18 protein-coding genes are annotated in these 21524 nt (G+C 67.5%); 3 read left to right on the forward strand and 15 right to left on the reverse strand.

All coding sequences use genetic code 11. The features are described from left to right. Positions 1-36: 36 nt before the first annotated feature. Entirely contained in the window at positions 37-957 is a 921-nt protein-coding gene (locus V6D91_RS01760; RefSeq protein WP_347317461.1) for a LysR family transcriptional regulator, read from the reverse strand. Positions 958-1048: 91 nt separating this feature from the next. Between V6D91_RS01760 and metE the strand changes: the two genes are divergently transcribed. After that, the gene (gene metE / locus V6D91_RS01765; protein WP_347317462.1) at positions 1049-3385 is read left to right on the forward strand and encodes a 5-methyltetrahydropteroyltriglutamate--homocysteine S-methyltransferase; all 2337 of its coding nucleotides are present in this window, start codon (positions 1049-1051) and stop codon (positions 3383-3385) included. A 41-nt stretch (positions 3386-3426) separates the two neighbouring features. Continuing rightward, on the forward strand, positions 3427-4551 hold the full coding sequence (locus tag V6D91_RS01770) for a trypsin-like peptidase domain-containing protein (RefSeq protein ID WP_347317463.1): 1125 nt from the start codon (positions 3427-3429) through the stop codon (positions 4549-4551). Here the strand turns inward: V6D91_RS01770 and alr are convergent. The 14 genes from alr to leuC form a co-directional block, all read right to left on the reverse strand. After that, positions 4529-5647 carry an alanine racemase gene (alr, locus tag V6D91_RS01775; RefSeq protein ID WP_347317464.1) on the reverse strand — a complete coding sequence of 373 codons (1119 nt, stop codon included), beginning with the start codon at positions 5645-5647 and terminating at the stop codon, positions 4529-4531. The two genes, V6D91_RS01770 and alr, sit on opposite strands and share 23 nt — an antisense overlap. Continuing rightward, positions 5647-7041 carry a replicative DNA helicase gene (gene dnaB, locus V6D91_RS01780; protein ID WP_347318090.1) on the reverse strand — a complete coding sequence of 465 codons (1395 nt, stop codon included), beginning with the start codon at positions 7039-7041 and terminating at the stop codon, positions 5647-5649. The genes alr and dnaB overlap by 1 nt, the downstream gene beginning before the upstream one ends. Positions 7042-7111: 70 nt before the next feature. Next, positions 7112-7831: an SPOR domain-containing protein gene (locus tag V6D91_RS01785; protein WP_347317465.1), complete on the reverse strand. Its 720-nt coding sequence runs from the start codon at positions 7829-7831 to the stop codon at positions 7112-7114. A 1-nt stretch (position 7832) separates the two neighbouring features. Then, positions 7833-9125, reverse strand: coding sequence for a bifunctional tetrahydrofolate synthase/dihydrofolate synthase (folC, locus tag V6D91_RS01790; RefSeq protein ID WP_347317466.1), 1293 nt, complete (start codon positions 9123-9125; stop codon positions 7833-7835). Positions 9126-9143: 18 nt separating this feature from the next. Continuing rightward, positions 9144-10013, reverse strand: a complete 870-nt coding sequence (gene accD, locus V6D91_RS01795; RefSeq protein WP_347317467.1) for an acetyl-CoA carboxylase, carboxyltransferase subunit beta — start codon at positions 10011-10013, stop codon at positions 9144-9146. A gap of 2 nt (positions 10014-10015) precedes the next feature. Then, positions 10016-10837, reverse strand: coding sequence for a tryptophan synthase subunit alpha (gene trpA, locus V6D91_RS01800; protein ID WP_347317468.1), 822 nt, complete (start codon positions 10835-10837; stop codon positions 10016-10018). Positions 10838-10839: 2 nt separating this feature from the next. Then, entirely contained in the window at positions 10840-12054 is a 1215-nt protein-coding gene (trpB, locus tag V6D91_RS01805; RefSeq protein ID WP_347317469.1) for a tryptophan synthase subunit beta, read from the reverse strand. Beyond that, on the reverse strand, positions 12035-12679 hold the full coding sequence (locus V6D91_RS01810) for a phosphoribosylanthranilate isomerase (RefSeq protein ID WP_347317470.1): 645 nt from the start codon (positions 12677-12679) through the stop codon (positions 12035-12037). The genes trpB and V6D91_RS01810 overlap by 20 nt, the downstream gene beginning before the upstream one ends. 31 nt (positions 12680-12710) lie before the next feature. Then, a complete protein-coding gene (gene truA, locus V6D91_RS01815; RefSeq protein WP_347317471.1) occupies positions 12711-13490 on the reverse strand; it encodes a tRNA pseudouridine(38-40) synthase TruA in 780 nt (259 codons plus the stop codon). Between the two features lie 58 nt (positions 13491-13548). Then, entirely contained in the window at positions 13549-16056 is a 2508-nt protein-coding gene (locus V6D91_RS01820; protein WP_347317472.1) for a FimV/HubP family polar landmark protein, read from the reverse strand. Positions 16057-16285: 229 nt separating this feature from the next. Then, positions 16286-17308: an aspartate-semialdehyde dehydrogenase gene (locus V6D91_RS01825; protein ID WP_347317473.1), complete on the reverse strand. Its 1023-nt coding sequence runs from the start codon at positions 17306-17308 to the stop codon at positions 16286-16288. Positions 17309-17334: 26 nt separating this feature from the next. Then, a complete protein-coding gene (gene leuB, locus V6D91_RS01830) occupies positions 17335-18417 on the reverse strand; it encodes a 3-isopropylmalate dehydrogenase (RefSeq protein WP_347317474.1) in 1083 nt (360 codons plus the stop codon). Between the two features lie 35 nt (positions 18418-18452). Then, positions 18453-19088, reverse strand: a complete 636-nt coding sequence (leuD, locus tag V6D91_RS01835; RefSeq protein ID WP_347317475.1) for a 3-isopropylmalate dehydratase small subunit — start codon at positions 19086-19088, stop codon at positions 18453-18455. 12 nt (positions 19089-19100) lie between these two features. After that, positions 19101-20516: a 3-isopropylmalate dehydratase large subunit gene (gene leuC / locus V6D91_RS01840; RefSeq protein ID WP_347317476.1), complete on the reverse strand. Its 1416-nt coding sequence runs from the start codon at positions 20514-20516 to the stop codon at positions 19101-19103. Positions 20517-20604: 88 nt separating this feature from the next. On the opposite strand from leuC, the gene V6D91_RS01845 reads away from it, so the two are divergent. Continuing rightward, a complete protein-coding gene (locus tag V6D91_RS01845; RefSeq protein ID WP_347317477.1) occupies positions 20605-21495 on the forward strand; it encodes a LysR family transcriptional regulator in 891 nt (296 codons plus the stop codon). The last annotated feature ends 29 nt before the right edge of the window (positions 21496-21524 follow it).

Raw genomic sequence — 21524 nt, forward strand, 5'->3', positions numbered from 1 at the left:
TAGCACAGAGCGGGGGCAAATTCCCGAGTGCCAAGATCAACCTTCACCGACCGGTTGCTCAATGCCCTGTAACGTGGTGAAAGCCGTACGGCGCAAGGTTGATACGAAGGAACCCCGGGCATCGGCCTCCTCGGTACGCATGGCGGCGTACAGGGTACTCCACAGGCCTTCCTGACCGATGCTGCGCGCCAAGACGTAACCGCGCTCGATCTGCGTCTGTGCCGCCCAGCGCGGCAGGGCAGCCAGACCACGGCGGGAGGCGACGAGCTGGAGGATGGCGACGGTCAGCTCGGCGGTCCGCCGTTCCGGCACCACCCCCGCAGGACGCAGGACACGCTGCACCACGTCCAACGCCTGGTCCGGCACGGGATAGCTGATCAGGGTCTGCCCGGCAAAATCGGCAGCGGTCAGAAATGCGCGGTCTGCCAAGGGATGCCCCGGGGCCAGCAGGGCAACGATCTCGTAGCGGAACAGCGGCAGATAGCTGATCCCTGGCCGATCCTCGGGCTGCGACACCACGGCCAGATCCGCCCGCCCCTCCAACAGCAGGTCAACGGGCTCGGGCAGGAAGCCGCCGACCAGGTCGAGCTCCGCCTCCGGCCGCTCGGCGCGGTAGGCATCCATCGCCGGCATCAGCCAGTCGAAGCAGGAATGGCACTCAACCGCGATGCGCAGGCTCTCGGGTGCCTGATCGGAGCCTTGGCGCAGGAGCTCGGCGCGCGCCGCCTCCACCTCGGGCAGGACACGCCGCGCCGCCAGCAGCAGCCGCTCCCCCGCAGGCGTCAGGCGCAGCGGTCGGCGCGAGCGGTCGAGCAGAGGGATCCCGAAATAGCGCTCCAACGCGCCGAGCTGGTGCGATAGCGCGGATTGGGTCAGATGCACCCGGGCCGCCGCTGCCGAGACCGAACCCGTCTCCGCCAAGGCCTGGACCATGCGCAAGTGGCGCAACTCAATCATGAACCACCATCATCAAACAATGAAAAACATTCGTTTGAATCATAAAACAGCCCGCAGGATCATGTCATGCATTCATCAACAGAGTACTGCCATGAATACAACCCATACCCTTGGCTTCCCGCGCATCGGCCTTAAGCGCGAGCTCAAGTTCGCGCTGGAGGCCTTCTGGCGGGGCGAAACCCGCGCCGATGCCCTGCACGAGACGGCCCGCGCGCTGCGCGCCCGCCACTGGGATATCCAGCGTGCGGCCAGCCTCAGCTTCGTCACGGTCGGCGACTTCGCCCTCTACGACCACGTCCTCGACCACATTCAGCTCCTTGGCTGCGAGCCGGCGCGCTTCGGCTTCACGGAAGAGGACGAACTCACCCGCCACTTCATCATGGCGCGCGGGGTGCACGGCCAATCGCCCTCATGCTGTGGCGCCCACCACGATCATGGCGACCAGCGTGCGCTGGAAATGACCAAGTGGTTCGACACCAACTACCACTACCTGGTCCCCGAATTCACACCCGAGACGCGCTTTAAGCCCAGCAGCGAGCGCCTGTTTGACCAGGTGGCCGAGGCGCAGGCCCTGGGGCATCCGGTCAAGGCCGTGCTGATCGGCCCCTTGACCTTCCTCTGGCTGGGCAAGGCGAAAACCGAAGGCTTCGATCGACTCGACCTGCTGGAGCATCTGCTGCCGGTCTATGGCGAGCTTCTGGCCCGCCTGCGCCGGCAGGGGGTGGAATGGGTCCAGTTGGATGAGCCCATCCTGGGGCTGGACCTGCCCGAGCGTTGGCGCCAGGCCTTCGAAGGAGCCTATGCCCGCCTTGCGGGGGAGCGCCCCAAGATCCTGCTGACGACCTATTTCAGTGCCTTGGCCGACAACCTGCGCCTGACCTGCCAGCTGCCGGTCGACGGACTGCATGTCGACGCCGTGCGCGCGCCGGACGAACTGGCCCGCGTGGCTGACTGGCTGCCCGCGCACAAGGTGCTCTCCGCCGGCATCATCGACGGGCGCAACATCTGGCGCGCCGACCTCGATGCTGCACTTGCCCAGCTCAGGCCACTGGCAGAGCAGCGCGGCGAGCGCCTCTGGCTGGCACCAAGCTGCTCCCTGCTGCATGTGCCCATCGATCTTGCGGCGGAAGATGGGCTGGATGCGGAGTTGAAGTCCTGGCTGGCCTTCGCCCGGCAGAAGCTCGACGAGATCAACGTGCTGCGCCTCGCCCTCAGCGAGGGGGAGGATGCCGTACATGACGCCCTGGCCGAGGCGCGCGCCGCCCTCACCGCCCGGCGTGCGAGTCCCCGTGTACACGATGACAAGGTCGCGGCACGCCTGGCCGCCCTGCCCGAGAACGCCGACCGTCGCGCCGCCCCCTTTGCCGAGCGCCAGCGCCTGCAACATACCGCCCTGGGCCTGCCTTTACTCCCCACCACCACCATCGGCTCCTTCCCGCAGACCCAGGAGCTGCGCAAGGCCCGCGCCGCCTTCAAGCGCGGTGAGCTGGACCAAGCGGCCTACGAGGCACGCATGAAGGAGGAGATCGCCCAGGTGGTGCAGAAGCAGGAGGCCCTGGGGCTGGACGTGCTCGTCCACGGCGAGCCGGAGCGCAACGACATGGTGGAATATTTCGGCGAACAGCTGGCCGGTTTCGCCTTCACCCGCAACGGCTGGGTGCAGTCCTACGGCTCACGCTGCGTCAAGCCACCGGTCATCTTTGGTGATGTCAGCCGCCCTGCCCCCATGACCGTCGGCTGGACGACGTTCGCCCAATCCCTCACCGAAAAACCGATGAAGGGCATGCTCACAGGGCCGGTGACCATCCTGCAATGGTCCTTCGTGCGCGACGACCAGCCGCGCAAGACCACCTGCGAGCAGATCGCCCTGGCCATCCGCGACGAGGTGGCGGACCTTGCGCGCGCCGGCATCCGCATCATCCAGATCGATGAGCCGGCCTTCCGCGAGGGGCTGCCGCTGCGACGCGCCCAATGGCAGGACTACCTCGACTGGGCGGGACGGTGCTTTCGCATCAGCGCCTCGGCGGTGGAGGATGCCACCCAGATTCACACCCACATGTGCTACTCGGAGTTCAACGACATCCTGCCCGCCATTGCCGCGCTGGATGCCGATGTCATCACCATCGAGACCTCACGCTCGGACATGGAGCTGCTCAAGGGCTTTGGTGCCTTCCATTATCCCAACGAGATCGGTCCCGGCGTGTGGGACATCCACTCGCCGCGCGTCCCCAGCGTGGAGGAGATGGAGCGCCTCCTGCGCAAGGCCTGCGAGGTCATCCCGCTCAAGAACCTGTGGGTCAATCCCGACTGCGGGCTGAAGACCCGCGGCTGGGCGGAGACCGAGGCGGGTCTGCGCAATATGGTGAGCGCGGCACAGCGGCTGAGAAACGAAAGAGCCCCCACCCTCGCCCCCTCAAAGCCCGTTTGAAGGCGATAAAATCGAGGCTCCTTGCTCCGTAGGGCCTCGCCATGTCGCCATCTCCCTCCCGCCCGGGCGGTCTCCTGCTCGGGCTGCTGCTTCTGCTCATCCTCGCCCTGCTGCTCTGGCAGCTTCCCCTCGCCCCCTGGCGCGACACCCCAAACGCCGAGCCCCGCATCGTCACCCCGCGAGGCGACCTTGCCGCGGACGAGGCGGCGACCATCGAGCTGTTCGAGCGGGCACGCGAGTCGGTGGTGTTCATCACCACGCGCGAGCAGGTGCAGGACCTCTGGACCCGCAACATCTTCTCCGTGCCGCGCGGCACCGGCTCCGGCTTTCTCTGGGATGATGCCGGCCACGTGGTCACCAACTTCCATGTCATCCAGGGCGCCAGCGAGGCGTGGGTGCGGCTGGCCGATGGCCGCCAGCTGCGGGCGTCCCTGGTCGGGGCGAGCCCTGCGCACGATCTTGCGGTGCTGCGCATCGGCCTCGGCCAGCAGCGCCCTGCCCCCATCCCGCTGGGCGAGAGTCACAACCTGCGGGTCGGGCAGAAGGTGTTTGCCATCGGCAATCCCTTCGGCCTCGACTGGACGCTCACCACCGGCATCGTCTCCGCGCTCGACCGCTCGCTGACCACGGATGCGGGGACCACCATGGAGCATCTGATCCAGACCGATGCGGCGATCAATCCCGGCAACTCCGGCGGCCCGCTGCTGGATTCGGCGGGGCGGCTGATCGGCATCAACACGGCCATCTACAGTCCCAGCGGCACGAGCGCCGGGATTGGCTTTGCCGTGCCGGTGGACACGGTCAACCGCATCGTCCCGCAGCTCATCCGCCACGGGCGCTACCTGCGCCCCTCGCTCGGCATCCAGGTCAACGAGGACATCAACCGCAGGCTGACCCGCCTGCTGGGGGTGGAGGGGGTGGTGATCCTTGGCGTCACGCCGGGGTCCGGCGCCGAGGCCGCGGGCCTGGCCGGGGCCACGCGCGCCCGGGATGGGCTCATCGTCCCCGGCGACATCATCCTCGCTGTGGAGGGGCGCCCGCTCAGCTCGGTGCGTGAGCTTCAGGCGCGCCTGGATGATTTCAAGGTGGGGGATACGGTACGGCTGACCATCGTCAACCAGGGTCAGCGCAGCGAAAAGCGAGTCACCCTGCAGCCGGAACCGTGACGGCCGGCGCCTCTCCCAAATATTCACGCGCCGCGTGCGCGCCCGCCGCACAGGTGAGGTCATAGCTGATGGTGCCGATGGCCTGGGCGACCTCGTCCACCGGTAGCGCCCTGCCCCACAGTTCGACCTCATCGCCCGGCCTCGCCTCCACCCCGCGCAGATCGAGGGTGATGAGATCCATCGACACTCGCCCGATGATGGCGGCACGCTGGCCATTGACCAGCACCGGCGTCCCCGGCGGGATGCGACGCGGGTAGCCATCACCGTAGCCGATCGCGGCAATGCCGACCGGCATCGCCTCCGGGCAGGTCCAGGTGGCACCGTAACCGATGGCGGCCCCGGCCGGGTGTTCTCGCACGGCGAGCAGGCGGGTGGTGAGGGTCATGACCGGACGCAGGCCATGCTCGGCCGCCTGCCCGTACACGAAGGGGTTGCCGCCATAGAGGGCGATGCCGGGGCGGACGATGTCCCCGCCCGCATCAAAGCCGCCGAGCAGCCCGGCCGAATTGGACAGGCTGCGCTCGCCCTCAAGGCCCTCGGTGGCCCGCCGGAAGACCTCGATCTGGCGCCGGGTGAGCGCGGGGTCGGGCTCATCCGCGCAGGCGAAGTGGGTCATGAACCCCGGCGCACCGCGCAGCCGGCCGCTCGCCATGAGGCGCTTATGCAGCACACCGACCTGCTCCGGCTCGATGCCCATGCGGTGCATGCCGGTGTCGATCTTGAGCCAGACCCGCAGCGGCAGGCCGGTATGGCCGCGCTCCAGGATGTCGACCTGCCAGGCCTGGTGAATGACGGGTTCCAGCATCAGGCGCGCCGCCAGCCGGGCCTCAGCCAGCGAGGCAAAGCCCTGCAGGACCATGATCCGCTGGGTGATGCCGGCCTTGCGCAGGACCTCGGCCTCGCCCAGGGTCGCCACCACGAAGCCGTCGGCGAGATCGCGCAGGGCCTGGGCGCAGGCGAGCATGCCATGACCGTAGGCATCCGCCTTGATGGCGGGGAAGACCTTCGCGCCGTCCGCAGCGCTCTTGAGCACGCCAAAGTTGTGGCGCAGGGCGGTCAGGTCGATGCGGGCCCGGGCGGGGCGCAAGGCGTCCATCACGCGTAATCCCCGCTGGAATAGACCTCGGGGGTGTAGTTGGCGAACTGGGTGTACTTGCCAAGGAAGGTCAGGCGCACCGTGCCGATGGGGCCGTTACGCTGCTTGCCGATGATGATCTCGGCCACCCCCTTGTCCGCGCTGTCCGGGTGGTAGACCTCGTCGCGGTAAATGAACACGATCAGGTCGGCATCCTGCTCGATCGCGCCCGATTCACGCAGGTCGGACATCACCGGCCGCTTGTTCGGCCGCTGTTCGAGCGAGCGGTTGAGCTGCGAGAGGGCGATCACCGGCACATCCAGCTCCTTGGCCAGCGCCTTGAGCGAGCGGGAGATCTCGGAGATCTCGGCGGTGCGGTTCTCGCTGTTGCCCGGCACCTGCATCAGCTGCAGGTAGTCGATGATGATCAGCCCCAGGCCATGCTCCTTCTTCAGGCGACGGGCGCGTGCGCGCAGCTCAGTCGGGCTGAGCGCGGGGGTGTCGTCGATGAAGATCGGCGCCTCGGACAGCATCACCACGGCCGAGGTCAGGCGCGGCCAGTCCTCGTCCTCGAGCTTGCCGGTGCGCACGCGGTGCTGGTCGATGCGCCCGAGCGAGGACATCATGCGCAGCGCGAGCTGCTCGCCCGGCATCTCCATGGAGAACACCGCCACCGGCTTCTTGGTGCGGATCGCCGCATTCTCGCCGATGTTCATCGCGAAGGTGGTCTTACCCATCGACGGGCGCCCGGCCACGATCACAAGATCCCCCTTCTGCAGGCCCGAGGTCATGGTGTCGAAGTCGTCAAAGCCGGTCGGCAGTCCGGTGATCGGTTCGTCCTGCTCGTACAGGGTCTGGATGCGCTCGACCGCCAGGGTGAGCAGGTTCTTGATCGGGGCAAAGCCCTTGCGCTGGCGGTTGCCCTGCTCGGCGATCTGGAACACCTTCTGCTCGGCCTCCTCCAGCAGCTGACGGCTGTCGCGTCCGTCCGGCTGGTAGGCGCTCTGGGCGATGCCGGTGCCGACCTCGATCAGCTGCCGCTTGATGGCGTGCTCGCGCACGATGTCGGCATAGGCAACGATGTTCGCCGCGGTCGGGGTGTCGGCCGCCACCCGGCCGAGGTAGGCCAGGCCGCCGACGTCGTCCAGCAGGGCGTGCTTGTCCAGCCACTCGGCCACGGTGACCACGTCGCGCGGCTGATCGGCGTCGGCGAGTGACTGCAGCGCGCGGAAGATCAGGCGGTGGTCGCGGCGGTAGAAATCGTCCTCGGTGATGCGGTCGGCGACGCGCTCCCAGGCGTCAGGGGCCAGCATCAGGCCGCCGAGCACGGAGAGTTCGGCCTCCATCGAGTGCGGGGGTGCGCGCAGGGCGCTCAGCTTGCGGTCGTGCTGGCGTCCGCCATCAAGGGTCGCCATGTCCGCAACGGACACGTCATCAGGAACGATCTCGTTCATTGGGGTCCCGAAAAATGGGGAAGAAAGCAGATCAGCGGACCTGCATCACCATGCCGCCAAGCTTGAGGCCACCCTGCAGGCGTTTCAATGCCGCATCCGCCTCGGCCTGGCTGGCAAAGGGGCCGGCGCGCACGCGCCATACCTTGCGGCCCTCGATGTCCAGTGGTTCGATCAGGCAGGGAATACCCACGCGCTGTACCTGGCCACGCAGCTGCTGGGCATTGGCCTCGGCGCTGAAGCTGCCGAGTTGGATCATCCATACCCCGCCCGCCTGAGGCTTGGCGGCCGCCAGCGGTGGCTGGGCAGGCGGGGCAGCCGGCTTCACCGCGGCGTTGGGCACCGCCTCGGGTTTGCTGGCTTCAGGCGCGGGCTTGGCCGCCGGTGCCTGGGGTGCCTGTGGCGTGGGAGCCGGCTTGGACGCGGGCTTGACTTCGGGCGGCGCAGGGGGCGCGGCGGGCTTCGGGGCCGGCTTGGCGGCTCCGGCGTCCACGGCCTCCTTGGCGGGCTCGGGACGGGGCGCCGGAGCCTGCGCCATGGGGAGGGGGGGCGGCGGCTCCATCAGCTCGCGCACTTCCGCGGGAGGCTCCCGGCTTGCAGTGTCCAGCGGCTGGGGCGGTTGCGGACGGGCGGGGATATCGGTGCGCAGGGCGGCCTTGTAGCCCTCCCCCTGCAGGAAGAACGGCAGCACGATCACCGCCAGGGCCACGATGACCCCCGCTCCAAGCAGCCGCTTCAGCAACACACGATCCACGTTAGGCCTCAGGATCCGAAGGATGGATGTGGTCGAGAATGTCCGCCACGCACAGGAAGGAACCGAAGACGAGCAACCGGTCACCCACCCCGGTCTCGTCCATGGCTGCATTATACGCCATGGCCGGCCGTGACCACGCCCCGGCCACAGGCAGCCCAGCCTGCCGAAGCAGATCGGCCAGGGCATCGGCCTCACGCCCGCGCGGGCCCGGCAGACCGGCCACGTACCAGGCATCGACCTGCCCGGCGAGCGCACGCGCCATGCCCCCGGCGTCCTTGTCGGCCAGGGCGGAGAACACGGCGAGGGTACGACCGCCGGTAGACTCCTCCGCCATGGCCCGCGCCAGGGCCTCGACTCCTGCGGGGTTGTGCGCCACGTCGATCCATACCGGCACGCCGCCCTGGGGCACGCACTGCAGGCGCCCCGGATGGCGGACCGTGGCAAGCCCGGTGCGCAAGTGCTCGATCGTCCAGGGCAGGCGCCCGCGCAGGCCTTCGAGCAGCATCACCACCCCCGCGGCATTATCGAGCTGGTGGGTCCCCGGCAGGGCTGGCAGAGGCAGCAGATAGGAGCCCTGTGGGCCTTGCCAGGTCCAGCCCGCCTCCCCCAGAGTCCAGTCAAAGTCGCAACCGCGTCGCCACAGGCGCAGGCCAAGCCGTTGGGCGTGATCCAGCACGCTCTGGGGCGGCCCGGCCTCGGCAATCACGGCCCACTGTCCGGCGCGGAGGATGCCTGCCTTCTCCCGGCCGATGGCTTCCCGATCCGGGCCCAGCCACTCGGTGTGGTCGAGGGCGACATTGGTGATCAGGGCGGCATCGGCATCCACGACATTGACCGCATCCAGCCGCCCGCCCATCCCGACCTCGAGGATGGCGACATCCACCTGGGCCTCGACCAGCACCGCCAGCGCCGCGAGGGTGCCGAACTCGAAATAGGTCAGCGGTACCTCGCCCCGCGCGGCCTCGACCTGGGCGAAGCCGCGCACCAGGAGCCCATCCGCGGCCGGCTCGCCGTCCAGGCGGACGCGCTCGTTGTAGCGCAACAGATGCGGGGAGGTGTAGGCCCCCACCCGGTGGCCGGCGGCGCGCAGGACGGCCTCGAGCATGGCCACCGAGGAGCCCTTGCCATTGGTCCCGGCGACGGTAATGACGGGAAACGGCAGACGTGCGGAGAGCCCCATCGCGCCAAGAACCCGCCTGACCCGCTCAAGGCCAAGCTCGATGCCCGCCTGACCCTTGGGGTGCTGGGCCTCGAGGAAGCTCAGCCACTCGGCCAGGGTCTCGGCGTGGAACATGGAAGGATGGGCGGGGGATCAGGAGGCCGCAGGGGCCGGACGCTTCTGCAACATGGTGACGATGCGGGCGATGGTCTCGCGCTGTTCGTTACGCGGCACGATCATGTCCACCACCCCATGCGCGAGCAGGAACTCGCTGCGCTGGAAGCCCTCCGGCAGCTTCTCGCGCACCGTCTGCTCGATCACCCGCGGGCCGGCAAAGCCGATCAGGGCATTCGGCTCGGCGATCTGCACATCCCCAAGCATGGCGAAGCTCGCAGAGACGCCACCCATGGTCGGGTCGGTGAGCACCACGATGTAGGGCACCCCGGCCTTGGACAGGCGGGTGAGCACGGCGGAGGTCTTGGCCATCTGCATCAGCGAGAACAGGGCCTCCTGCATGCGCGCGCCGCCCGAGGCGGTAAAGGTGACCAGCGGGATCCGCTCCTCCAGCGCACGGTTGGCAGCACGGACGAACTTCTCGCCCACCACCGCGCCCATCGAGCCGCCCATGTAGGCGAACTCGAAACCGGTGGCGATCAGCGGCACGCCGAGCACGCGCCCCTTGATGGCGATGAAGGCATCCTTCTCGCCGGTGGCGCGCTGGGCCTGGGTGATGCGGTCCTTGTACTTCTTCTGGTCGCGGAACTTGAGCACATCCACCGGCTCGAGGTGGGCGGCGATCTCCTCGCGCGGCTCGGGATCAAGGAAGTGATCCAGGCGCTTGCGGATGCCGATGCGCATGTGGTGACCGCACTTGGGGCACACCTGCTGGTTGCGCTCGAGCTCGGCACGGTAGAGCACCGCGCCGCAGGCGTCGCACTTGATCCACAGCCCTTCGGGGATGGCCTTCTTGGCCGCGCCTTCGGTGCGGATGCGGGAGGGGAGAAGTTTCTGGATCCAGCTCATACTCAACCCCCTTGGCTGCGAGCCTGATTCATGGCCGCGCGCATCTCGGCCACCAGTCCACCCACGGCCTGACGCATGACCTCGGGATCGTTCATGTGGGTCTCGATCAGGTGCACAAGGGCCGAGCCCACCACCACCGCATCGGCGATGCGCGCCACCTGGGCGGCGGACACCGCATCACGGATGCCGAAGCCGACGCCCAGCGGCAGCTCGATCTGGCTGCGCAGGGTGGCGAGGTGCTGCTCCACATCGGCCACGTCCAGGGTTTTCGCACCAGTCACGCCCTTGAGCGAGACGTAGTAGACGAAACCACTCCCCTTTTGCGCAATCGCCTTGACCCGGCGCGCCGGGGTCGTCGGCGAGACCAGGAAGATGCGGTCCAGACCAGCCGCCTGCAGGGCCTCGTTGTAGCCCGCAGTCTCCTCGGGCGGCATGTCCACGGTCAGCACCCCATCCACCCCGGCTGCGGCCGCCTCGCGGGCAAAGGTCTCATACCCCAGCACCTCGATCGGATTGAGGTAGCCCATGAGGATGACGGGCGTCGTGGTGTCGGTCTGACGGAAGGCGCGCACCATGCCCAGCACGTCGTGCATGGACACCTGGTGGGCCAGTGCACGCTCGGTGGCGCGCTGGATCACCGGCCCATCGGCCATGGGGTCGGAGAACGGCACGCCGAGTTCCAGAAGGTCCGCCCCCTGGGCGACCAGGTGGTGCATCAGGCCCACGGTCTGATCCGGATGCGGATCACCGGCGGTGATGTAAGGGATCAGCGCGGCGCGGTTGGCGACGCGCAGTTCGGCAAAACGGGAAGCGATACGGCTCATGCTCAGAACTCGAAGCCTTCGATGCGGGCGATGGTGTTCATGTCCTTGTCGCCGCGACCGGAGAGGTTGACGATGATGATCTCGTCCTTGTCCATGGTCGGGGCGAGCTTCATCGCGTAGGCAATGGCATGGCTGGATTCCAGCGCCGGGATGATGCCCTCGGTGCGGGTCAGCATGCGGAAGCCTTCCAGCGCCTCGTCGTCGGTGATCGCCACGTACTGGGCCCGGCCGATGTCCTTGAGCCAGGCGTGTTCCGGGCCGACCCCGGGGTAGTCCAACCCCGCGGAGATGGAGTGGGTGCCAATGATCTGGCCGTTGGCATCCTCCATCAGGTAGGTACGGTTGCCGTGCAGTACGCCCGGGCGGCCGGCGCACAGCGGCGCGGCGTGCTCACCGGTCTCCAGGCCCTTGCCGCCGGCCTCCACACCGATCAACTTGACCGAGGGGTCGCCAAGGAAAGGATGGAACAGGCCGATGGCATTGGAGCCCCCGCCGACACAGGCCACCAGCGCGTCCGGCAGGCGCCCCTCTTTCTCCAGACACTGGCGGCGCGCCTCGCGGCCGATCACGGCCTGGAAATCGCGCACCATCATCGGGTACGGATGGGGCCCGGCGACGGTGCCGATGATGTAGAAGGTGTTGTCCACATTCGTCACCCAGTCGCGCATCGCCTCGTTGAGGGCGTCCTTGAGGGTGCGAGTGCCGGAGGTGACCGGCACCACGGTGGCGCCGAGCATCTTCATGCGCGCCACATTCGGCGCCTGGCGCACCACATCGTCCGCGCCCATGTACACCACGCATTCAAGCCCCAGGCGCGCAGCCACGGTGGCGGAGGCCACGCCGTGCTGGCCGGCCCCGGTCTCGGCGATGATGCGCGTCTTGCCCAGGCGCTTGGCGAGCAGGGCCTGGCCGATGGTGTTGTTCACCTTGTGCGCGCCGGTGTGGTTGAGGTCCTCGCGCTTGAGGTAGATCTTCGCCCCGCCAAGCTCCGCGGTCATACGCTTCGCAAGATAGAGCGGGCTCGGACGGCCGACATAGTCCGCAAGGTCGGCATCGAGCTCGGCCTGGAAGGCCGGGTCGTTCTTGACCCGCGCGTAGGCCTCGGCCAGCTCCTCCAGGGGCGCCATCAGGGTCTCGGGGGCGAAGATGCCACCGTAGGGGCCGAAATGGCCGTGCTCGTCGGGGTATTGGTTAAAGTCAATCGCTGCGGTCGGCATGGCGAACCTCGTTGATGAATGCGGCCATCCTGGCGGGATCCTTGATTCCTGGGGCGCGCTCGACGCCCGAACTGACATCCACCGCCCACGGGCGTACCCCGCGCACGGCCTCGCCCACGTTCTCGGGGCGCAGCCCCCCGGCGAGCACGATGGGGCGATCCAGGGATGGGATGGTCGACCAGTCGAAGGCATGGCCGGTTCCCCCGACCCCGCCCGCATCATGACTGTCGAGCAAGAAGCCGCTGGCCCGCGCATGGCGGGCGGCCTCGTTGACCGGATCGCCCCCCTTGCCCATCGGCAGGGCCTTGAGATACGGGCGCCCGAAGGAGGCGCAGAACTCGTGTGTTTCGCTGCCGTGGAACTGCAGCATGACCTCGGGGATAAGGTTCAGCACCGCCTCGACCTCGGCCTCGGCAGGATCCACGAACAGGGCGACCGGCTGCACGAACGGCGGCAGCACGTCGCGGATGCGCGCGGCGCGCACGACATCGATCGCGCGCGGACTGGGCGGATAGAGCACGAGGCCCACGGCGTCCGCGCCAAGACGCGCGGCCTCGAGGGCATCCTCGGGACGGGTGATGCCGCAGATCTTGATGCGGGTGCGGTGCGGGCTGGATGATGACATAACAAGCAATGGTAACAGAGCGCGCACGCACTCAGTAGAAAACCGGCAGGCGCGGCGTAAGCCTCAGGCCATGCTCCTCCGGGTACTGGACGTGCACGAGGTACAGGCCATCGGCCGGGGCGGTGAATCCCGCCGCCTCGCGCAGGCAGGCGTCGCGCACCCCCACCACCCATTCGGGAGGCTTGAGCCCCATCCCCACCTGCATCAGAGTCCCGGCGATATTGCGCACCATGTGATGCAGGAAGGCGTTGGCGCGCACGTCGAGGTAGAGGTAATCCCCCTCGCGGGTCACGCGGATCCATTCGAGGGTACGCACCGGGCTTTTGGCCTGGCAGTCCTTGCCGCGGAAGCTCGTGAAGTCGTGCGTGCCCAAGAGATGCTGGGCTGCCTCATGCATCAGCTCGGCATCCAGGGGTTTGCGTTGCCAGGTCACCCGCCCGTACAACAGGCCCGGACGGTTGAGGCGGTTGTAGATGACGTAGCGGTACTGCCGGGCCGTGGCCGAGAAACGGGCATGGAAGCCCTCCCCCACCGGCTTGACCCAGAGCACGCCAATGTCCTCGGGCAGGTTGGCCAGGGTGCCCAGCTGCCAGGCATGGGGCTCACGCCTTGCCGTGGTCTCGAAGTGGGCCACCTGCACGGTCGCATGCACCCCGCGGTCGGTCCGTCCAGCGCAGACCAGCTCGATGGGATGCGCCGCAACGCTTGCAATGGCGGCCTCAAGACGGGCCTGAATGCTGTCCACCGCCGCCTGCCTCTGCCAGCCGTGGTAGCGCGTGCCCTGATATTCGATGCCGAGGGCGATTCTCATGACTCAAAAACACAAAAGCCAGCCCGGAGGCTGGCGGGGAAGGGGACCACGGAGATCATCAGGGCGTGGTCCGCTCAAGCATCTCGCGGGCACGCGCCGAAAGCTCGTCCTCCCCACTGGAGAGGACTTCCTCCAGCATGCTGCGCGCCCCATCGAGATCTCCCAGATCAACGAGGGCCTCCGCCATGTCCAGCTTGACCGAGCGCTCATCGAAGGCTGCCGCCGGGGTCGCGGACGGTGCAGAGGCCAGCTCCGGCTCCTGCACAACCGGGCTCTGCAAGGGGTTTACGACAGGCTCCACCGCAACCGGTGCCGCGGTCGTCATTGACGGAGTGGGTTGAGACTCCTCGCTCACGGACAGGCTGGGAAGATCCAGCGGCTGGGCCTCGAGACTGACTGTATCCAACCCCAACAGCATCAGGTCATCCTCGCTGATGCCCTGCTCAGCCGTCATCTCGGCCATGGCTGGCGCCTCTGCAGCCGGCACCAGCGGAGCCTCAGGACTGGCCGCCTCCGGCAGAGCTGGCGTCTCTTCGGTCTCAGGCACCGAAGATGGCACCTCCTCTCCAGCGGGCTCAAGCGAGAGGGCCTGCAGGTCGAAAACCGGGAGCGGCTCAGGCTCGACGGCCCGGGGTGCTTCGGCTTCCCTGCTCTCGCCCAGTTCGAGCGCGGGCCATTCCAGCGACAGGGATTCGATGCCCGCCTCCTCCTGGGCAGGCTGTTCCGGCGCGGCGGCCTCCGCAGGGAGGGGTTCGACGGATTCGGGCACCGTCGGCAACTCGAGCACCACCTCCCCCGCCTGGCTAACGGCCTCCGGCAGGACGAAGGGGAGATGGGGCTCTGGGACGGCCTCAGCCTGAGACTCGCGGGCAGCCTCGCCCGAGGTTTCAGACTGGACGACAGCGGATCCACCGAACAGGGGGGCGTCGGCATAGGCAGCCGCACCGATGGCCTGGATGGCGGCCCAGTGCGGATCATCCTCGGCGGGATGCGTGGCACGGTAGGCCTCCGCGGCACGCAGGAACTCATCCCGCGCCCCCATCTCGTGGAACAGGCGGACACGACGGGCCTGCAGGACATCGGCCTCGGGCATGCGCGCGATGGCCTCGTCAAGCACTTCACGAGCCCGGTCATGCAGCCCGTAGGCCTGCATGACATCGACCTCCTCGAGTGCCGACTGCACCGGATCGATCGCCGCCCCGGAAGCCTCCTCTTCCGCCAGACTCCCCGCCACGGCACCACCCACAGCGGCCCCTGCGACGGCCGCCATGGGCGCGACCTCGGCGACCGGAGCCGGCGCCTCGGGCTGGACCACCGGTGCGGCCTGAACCATCGCCTCCTCGCGACGGCGGCGCAGACGGCCGATCAGCAGGGCGAGAAGCAGGGCCCCCACCCCTCCTGCACCAAGGACGACCGGCTGGGTCAGGGTGGCCAGCAAGCCGCCTTGCTCCTCAGGCTGCGATGGCGCCGCCACCGGCGGCTGGGCCTCCTTCACCTCGACCGGCGCAGTTTTTTCCGAACCAGGCGCGGCCGCCTGCAAAAGCTGCTCCAGATGCTTGATCTGCTCGTCCTTAAGACGCAGCAGCTCTTCCATCTTCTGCATCTGCCCCTCGACCGCCCCCAGGCGCGCGAGAAGTTGCTCCTTTTCGACCTTCGCTGCCTCGAACTGCTCCTGCAGGACGGATTCACCACCAGCCACGCCCCTCGGCTCCGAGGCCGTCACAGGCGGGCTGACAACCTCACCCACCACGGGAGCCACGACGGCCGGCACCGGCTGGGCAGGCGCCACGATCGCCACCTTGGGTTCGGCAAGGCTCTCGGCCGCCTTGGCAGCGGGCGCCACGGCCTCGGCAGGCGCCTTTTGGGCAACAGGGGCCTCTTGCTTCCGCGCCCGTGCCCGGAGGATCTCCTCGGTTTCGGGAATGCGCAGGACCGCGCCGGAGAGGAGCGTCTCGCCCCGGCCCGAGCCGGCGAAGGCTTTGGGGTTGGCATCGCGCAGGGCGGCCATCATCTGCTCGGTGCTCACCCCCTGCGGACGCAGGTTGTAGGCCACGCGCCACAGGGTTTCACCCTCGCGCACCCGGTAATGACCGTCCTCCACGCTGCCTTGCAGGGCCGTGCCGGCAACCGTTGGGGCTGCCGGCACATTCGCCCCGCTCACGTTCGGCAGCGGGGCGCGGTAGCTGACAGGGTCGAGCAGGATGTCATAACCCCGCTGGATGAGTCCGTCCGGCCCCTCCAGCTCCAGCACCAGCCCCAGCACCGGATCATGGATCGGGGCCTTGGAGGTCAGCACCACATGCGGTCGTTTGCCGCCTTGCACTTGGAGCTGGATACGCCCGGACACGGCACTCAGGGAAAAACCCTGGCGCTCGAAGGCCTGCGCGTTGGCCAGGCGGACACGGATGCCCTCCAGATCCTGGGCCGAAACATCGACAAGGGGGATTTCGGCAAGCAAGGGCTGGTTGAGATAGGAACGTACCGTCACCTCCCCCAGTCCCATGGCCTGGGCGTTCGATGTTCCGAGAATCGAGGCGCATGCAAGCGCGAGGGCCAGTTTCCGCATGTCGTGTCTCCAAGGGGACGGTGTTCCACACCGCCCAGGATGTTGGATAGAACTCTCAGGGCCTGCAGACAGCGGCTTCATGCTGCCATCTCAACCACGAGAGCACCTCGTAAAGGCGCCATGCATGGCGTTTCCCGAGGTTCCCACAAAATAATCGCGGTTGGGTGGATTCCACAACCTTTTTCCGCCGCTTGACCGCCGGCCCGTCACCGCGCCGGCGCAGGGAGGCTTACAGGTAATCCCGGATCAGGAGCTCGGCGATCTGCACGCTGTTGAGCGCCGCGCCCTTGCGCACGTTGTCCGACACCACCCACAGGTTCAGGCCGCGCGGATGGGAGACATCCTCACGGATGCGGCCGACGTAGGTTGCGTCGTGATTGGCGGCCTCGGTCACCGCGGTCGGGTAGCCGCCCGGCACGTGCTCGTCCAGAACCTCGACGCCCGGGGCCTTGCGCAGCAGCTCGCGCGCCTGCTCGGCGGTGATCTTCTCGCGCGTCTCGATGTGCACCGCCTCGGAGTGGCCGTAGAACACCGGCACCCGCACGCAGGTCGGGTTCACCAGGATGGAGTCATCGCCCATGATCTTCTTGGTCTCCCACACCATCTTCATCTCTTCCTTGGTGTAGCCGTTGTCCATGAAGACGTCGATCTGCGGGATGACGTTGAAGGCGATCTGCTTGGGATAGACCTCGGCCTTGATCGGCTTGCCATTGAGCAGGTTGGCGGTCTGGCTCGCGAGCTCCTCGATCGCCTCCTTGCCAGTGCCGGACACGGCCTGGTAGGTGGCGACGTTGATGCGCTCGATGCCCACCGCGTCATGGATGGGCTTGAGCGCCACCAGCATCTGGATGGTGGAGCAGTTGGGGTTGGCAATGATGCCGCGGTTCTTGTACATCGCCACCGCGTGCGGGTTGACCTCCGGCACCACCAGCGGGATGTCATCGTCGTAGCGGAATTGGGAGGTGTTGTCGATCACCACGCAGCCCGCCGCCGCGGCCTTGGGCGCATACACCGCGGACACCGAGGCCCCTGGGGAGAACAGGCCGATCTGCACCTTGGAGAAATCGAAATCGGCCAGGTTTTCGACCGTCAGGTACTTATCGCCAAACTGCACGCGCTTGCCCGCCGAGCGCTCGGAGGCCAGGGCATACACCTTGCCCACCGGGAACTTGCGCTGGGCCAGGATCGACAGCATGGTCTCGCCCACCGCGCCGGTGGCGCCGACCACGGCCACATCAAATACACGACTCATAGCACTAACCTTTTCTTCAAGACAGATCAGCCGGCACGCAGCGCGGCCACGATAGCATCGCCCATGGCGGAGGTGGAAACCTCGGTCATCCCCGGCTCCATGATGTCGCGGGTTCGAAGCCCCTGATCGAGCACGGCGGAGACCGCGCGCTCGATGCGCTCGGCGAGGTCCGCGCGGCCGAGGCTGTAACGCAGCATCATGGCCGCGGAGAGGATGGTGGCGAGCGGGTTGGCAATACCCTGGCCGGCGATGTCCGGCGCGGAACCATGGCTTGGCTCGTACAGGCCCTGGTTGGAGCCGTTGAGCGAGGCGGACGGCAGCATGCCGATCGAACCGGTGAGCATGGAGGCCTCATCCGAGAGGATGTCGCCGAACATGTTCTCGGTCACCATCACGTCGAACTGCTTGGGCGCGCGCACCAGCTGCATGGCCGCATTGTCGACGTACATGTGGGACAGCTCGACCTCCGGGTAGTCCTTCGCCACACGCTCCATGACCTCGCGCCACAGCTCGGAGGTCTCCAGCACGTTGGCCTTGTCGACCGAGCAAACCTTCTTGTTGCGCTTCATGGCGGCCTCGAAGGCCACCCGGCCGATGCGCTCGATCTCGGACTCCGAATAGCGCATGGTGTTGAAGCCCTCACGCTCGCCCTGGTCGTTGACCTGGATGCCGCGCGGCTGGCCGAAGTAGATGCTGCCGGTCAGCTCGCGCACGATCAGGATGTCGAGCCCGGCCACCACCTCCGGCTTGAGGGTGGAGGCGGCGGCGAGCTGCGGATAGAGGATGGCCGGACGCAGGTTGGCGAACAGGCCCAGCGCGGAGCGGATGCCGAGCAGGCCGCGCTCCGGGCGCAGCGGGCGCTCCAGGTTGTCGTACTGCGGCCCGCCGACGGCGCCGAGCAGGATGGCATCGGCCTCGAGGGCCATCTCGCGGGTGCTCTCCGGGAAGGGGTGGCCGGCCGCGTCATACGCCGCGCCACCGATCAGGCCCTCGTCCATCTCGATGTCCAGGTCGAACTCGCCGACCAGCACATCCAGCACCTTCACCGCCTCGTCGACGATCTCCGGGCCGATGCCATCCCCCGGAAGAACCAGAACTCGCTTCGTCATTTCAGAGCCTTATGCAATTTTATTGAACTTTAAAACTAAAAGAGCCAGGGGGCCTCGGCCTTGCGGCGCGCCTCGTAGGCGCGGATCTCGTCGGCATGGCGCAGGGTCAGACCGATGTCATCCAGGCCATGCAACAGGCAATAGCGGCGGAAGTCATCGACCTCGAAGCTGATGACCTCCTCACCAAGGCCACGGATGGTCTTGCTCTCCAGGTCGATGGTCAGCTCAAGCCCCGGCCTGGCCGCCACGGCCTGGAACAGGCGGTCGACGGTTTCCGTTGGCAGAACAATGGGAAGCAGCCCACTCTTGAAGCTGTTGTTGAAGAAGATATCGGCAAAGCTCGGCGCGATCACCGCGCGGAAGCCGAACTGGTCGAGGGCCCAGACCGCGTGCTCGCGCGAGGAACCGCAGCCGAAGTTCTCCCGCGCCAGCAGGATGGTGGCGCGGTCGAAGGGCGGCTGGTTGAGGACGAAGTCGGGGTTCTTCTTGCGCTTGGAATGGTCCATGCCCGGCTCGCCCGGCTCCAGGTAGCGCCAGTCGTCGAAGGCATTCGGGCCGAAGCCGGTGCGGTGGATGGACTTCAGGTACTGCTTGGGGATGATCGCGTCGGTGTCGACGTTCGGGCGGTCGAGCGGCGCGACGATGCCGGTGTGTTGGGTAAAGGCTTGCATGGCTTGGCTTCCTCAGAAATGCCGCACGTCGACGAAATGGCCCGCAATCGCGGCCGCGGCGGCCATCGCCGGACTGACCAGGTGGGTGCGCCCGCCCTGGCCCTGCCGACCCTCGAAGTTGCGGTTGGAGGTCGAGGCGCAGCGCTCGCCCGGCTTCAGGCGGTCAGCGTTCATGGCGAGGCACATGGAGCAGCCCGGCTCACGCCATTCAAACCCGGCCTCGATGAAAATCTTGTCCAGCCCCTCCTCCTCGGCCTGCTTTTTCACCAGGCCGGAGCCCGGCACGACCATGGCGAGCTTGACCGAATCCGCCTTCTTGCGTCCCTTGATCACCGCGGCGGCGGCGCGGATGTCCTCGATGCGCGAGTTGGTGCAGGAGCCGATGAACACCTTGTCGATGGCGATGGATTCGATCGGCTGACCGGCCTCAAGGCCCATGTAGGCCAGCGCCTTGCGCATGCCGTTGGCCTTGACCGGGTCGCTCTCCTCCTCCGGGTTGGGCACCACGGCAGATACCGGCACCACCATCTCCGGCGAGGTGCCCCAGGTGACCTGCGGCACGATGTCGGCGGCATTCAATTCGACCACGCGGTCGAAGTGCGCGTCCGGATCAGAACGCAGCCCACGCCAGGCGGCGGCGGCGCGCTCGAACGTCTCGCCCTGCGGCGCGAACGGGCGCCCGCGCACATACTCGATGGTCTTCTCGTCCACCGCCACCAGGCCGGCCCGGGCCCCACCCTCGATCGCCATGTTGCAGACCGTCATCCGCCCTTCCATGGACAAATCCTCGATCGCCTCACCGGCGAACTCGATGGTGTAGCCGGTACCGCCCGCGGTGCCAATCTTGCCGATGATGGCGAGCACGATGTCCTTGGCGGTCACCCCGGGGCCCACGTGGCCGTTGACCCGCACCAGCATGTTCTTGGCCTTTTTCTGGATCAGGGTCTGGGTGGCCATCACATGCTCGACCTCGGAGGTGCCGATGCCGAAGGCCAGCGCGCCGAACGCGCCGTGGGTGGAGGTGTGCGAATCCCCGCAGACGATGGTCATGCCCGGCAGGGTAAAGCCCTCTTCCGGGCCGATCACGTGGACGATGCCCTGGCGCACGTCGTTCATCTTGAACTCGACGATCTTGAACTCGGCGCAGTTCTTGTCCAGCGTGCTGACCTGCTCACGCGAGACGGGATCGGCGATCCCCTCCACGCCCGCATCGCGGCGGCCGAGGGTCGGCACGTTGTGGTCCGGCACGGCGAGCATCGCCTCACGCCGCCAGGGCTGGCGACCTGCCAGGCGCAGGCCCTCGAAGGCCTGCGGCGAGGTCACCTCATGCACCAGCTGGCGGTCGATGTAGAGCAGCGCGGTGCCGTCATCTTCCTGCCGTACCACGTGCATGTCCCAGAGTTTGTCGTAAAGCGTTCTGGCAGCCATCAAGCAACCCTCCTCGAAGATCTTGCAGGCATTGTAGAAATGGCCTATCCATAACTCCAATGCATTCTTTTCATGGATTCCATTCCCGATGGATATATCAAACTACGCCGCCTTCCTTGCGGTGGCCGAACAGGCCTCCTTCTCGCTGGCCGCAGAGCAGCTGCACCTGACCCAGCCGGCGATCAGCAAGCGCATCGCCCAACTCGAGGGTGAGCTTGGCGTCACCCTGTTCGACCGGCTCGGCCGCCGGGTGGCCCTGACCGAGGCCGGGCGGGCCCTGCGCCCGGTGGCCGAGCGCATCCTCAGCGATGTGCGTGAGACCCGCCAGGTCATCGCCAACCTCTCGCGCGAGGTCAGCGGCCCGCTGTCGGTCGTCACCTCGCACCACATCGGCCTGCGCCGCCTGCCGCCGATCCTGCGCGACTTCACCCGCAGCTATCGCAGGGTGCGACTGGATCTCGCCTTCATGGATTCGGAGCAGGCCTGCCAGGCCGTGGAACGCGGCGTGTTCGAGCTCGGGGTGGTCACCCTGCCGCTGCGCCCCTCGCCCCTGCTCGAGTGCATCCCGCTGTGGGAGGACCGGCTGGTGATCGCCGTCGCCCGGGATCACCCCCTGGCTGGCCAGGCCAGCGCGTCGCTCGAGCAGCTTGGCGCGCACCCGGCCATCCTGCCGGCCGTGGGCACCTACACCCGCACCATCATCGAGGCCCCCATCCTGCAACGGCACGGGGCCCTGGATGTCATCCTCGAGACCAACTACCTCGAGACCATCCGCACCATGGTCGCCATCGGCCTCGGCTGGAGCGCCCTGCCCCGGGTGATGCTCGGCGATGACGTGGTGGAGGTGCCGGTCGAGGGCCTAGATATCCGCCGCACCCTGGGGCTGGTGCGGCATGCCGGGCGCACGGTCTCGAATGCCTCGCGTGCGCTGACCGAGCTGTTGCTCGACTCCACGCCACGGGGTGAACAGACCTCATGAGCGTCGCTTCATTGCACCTCGCCATGAGG

The sequence above is a fragment of the Thiofaba sp. EF100 genome (assembly GCF_039822285.1).
GTDB lineage: Bacteria > Pseudomonadota > Gammaproteobacteria > Halothiobacillales > Halothiobacillaceae > Thiofaba.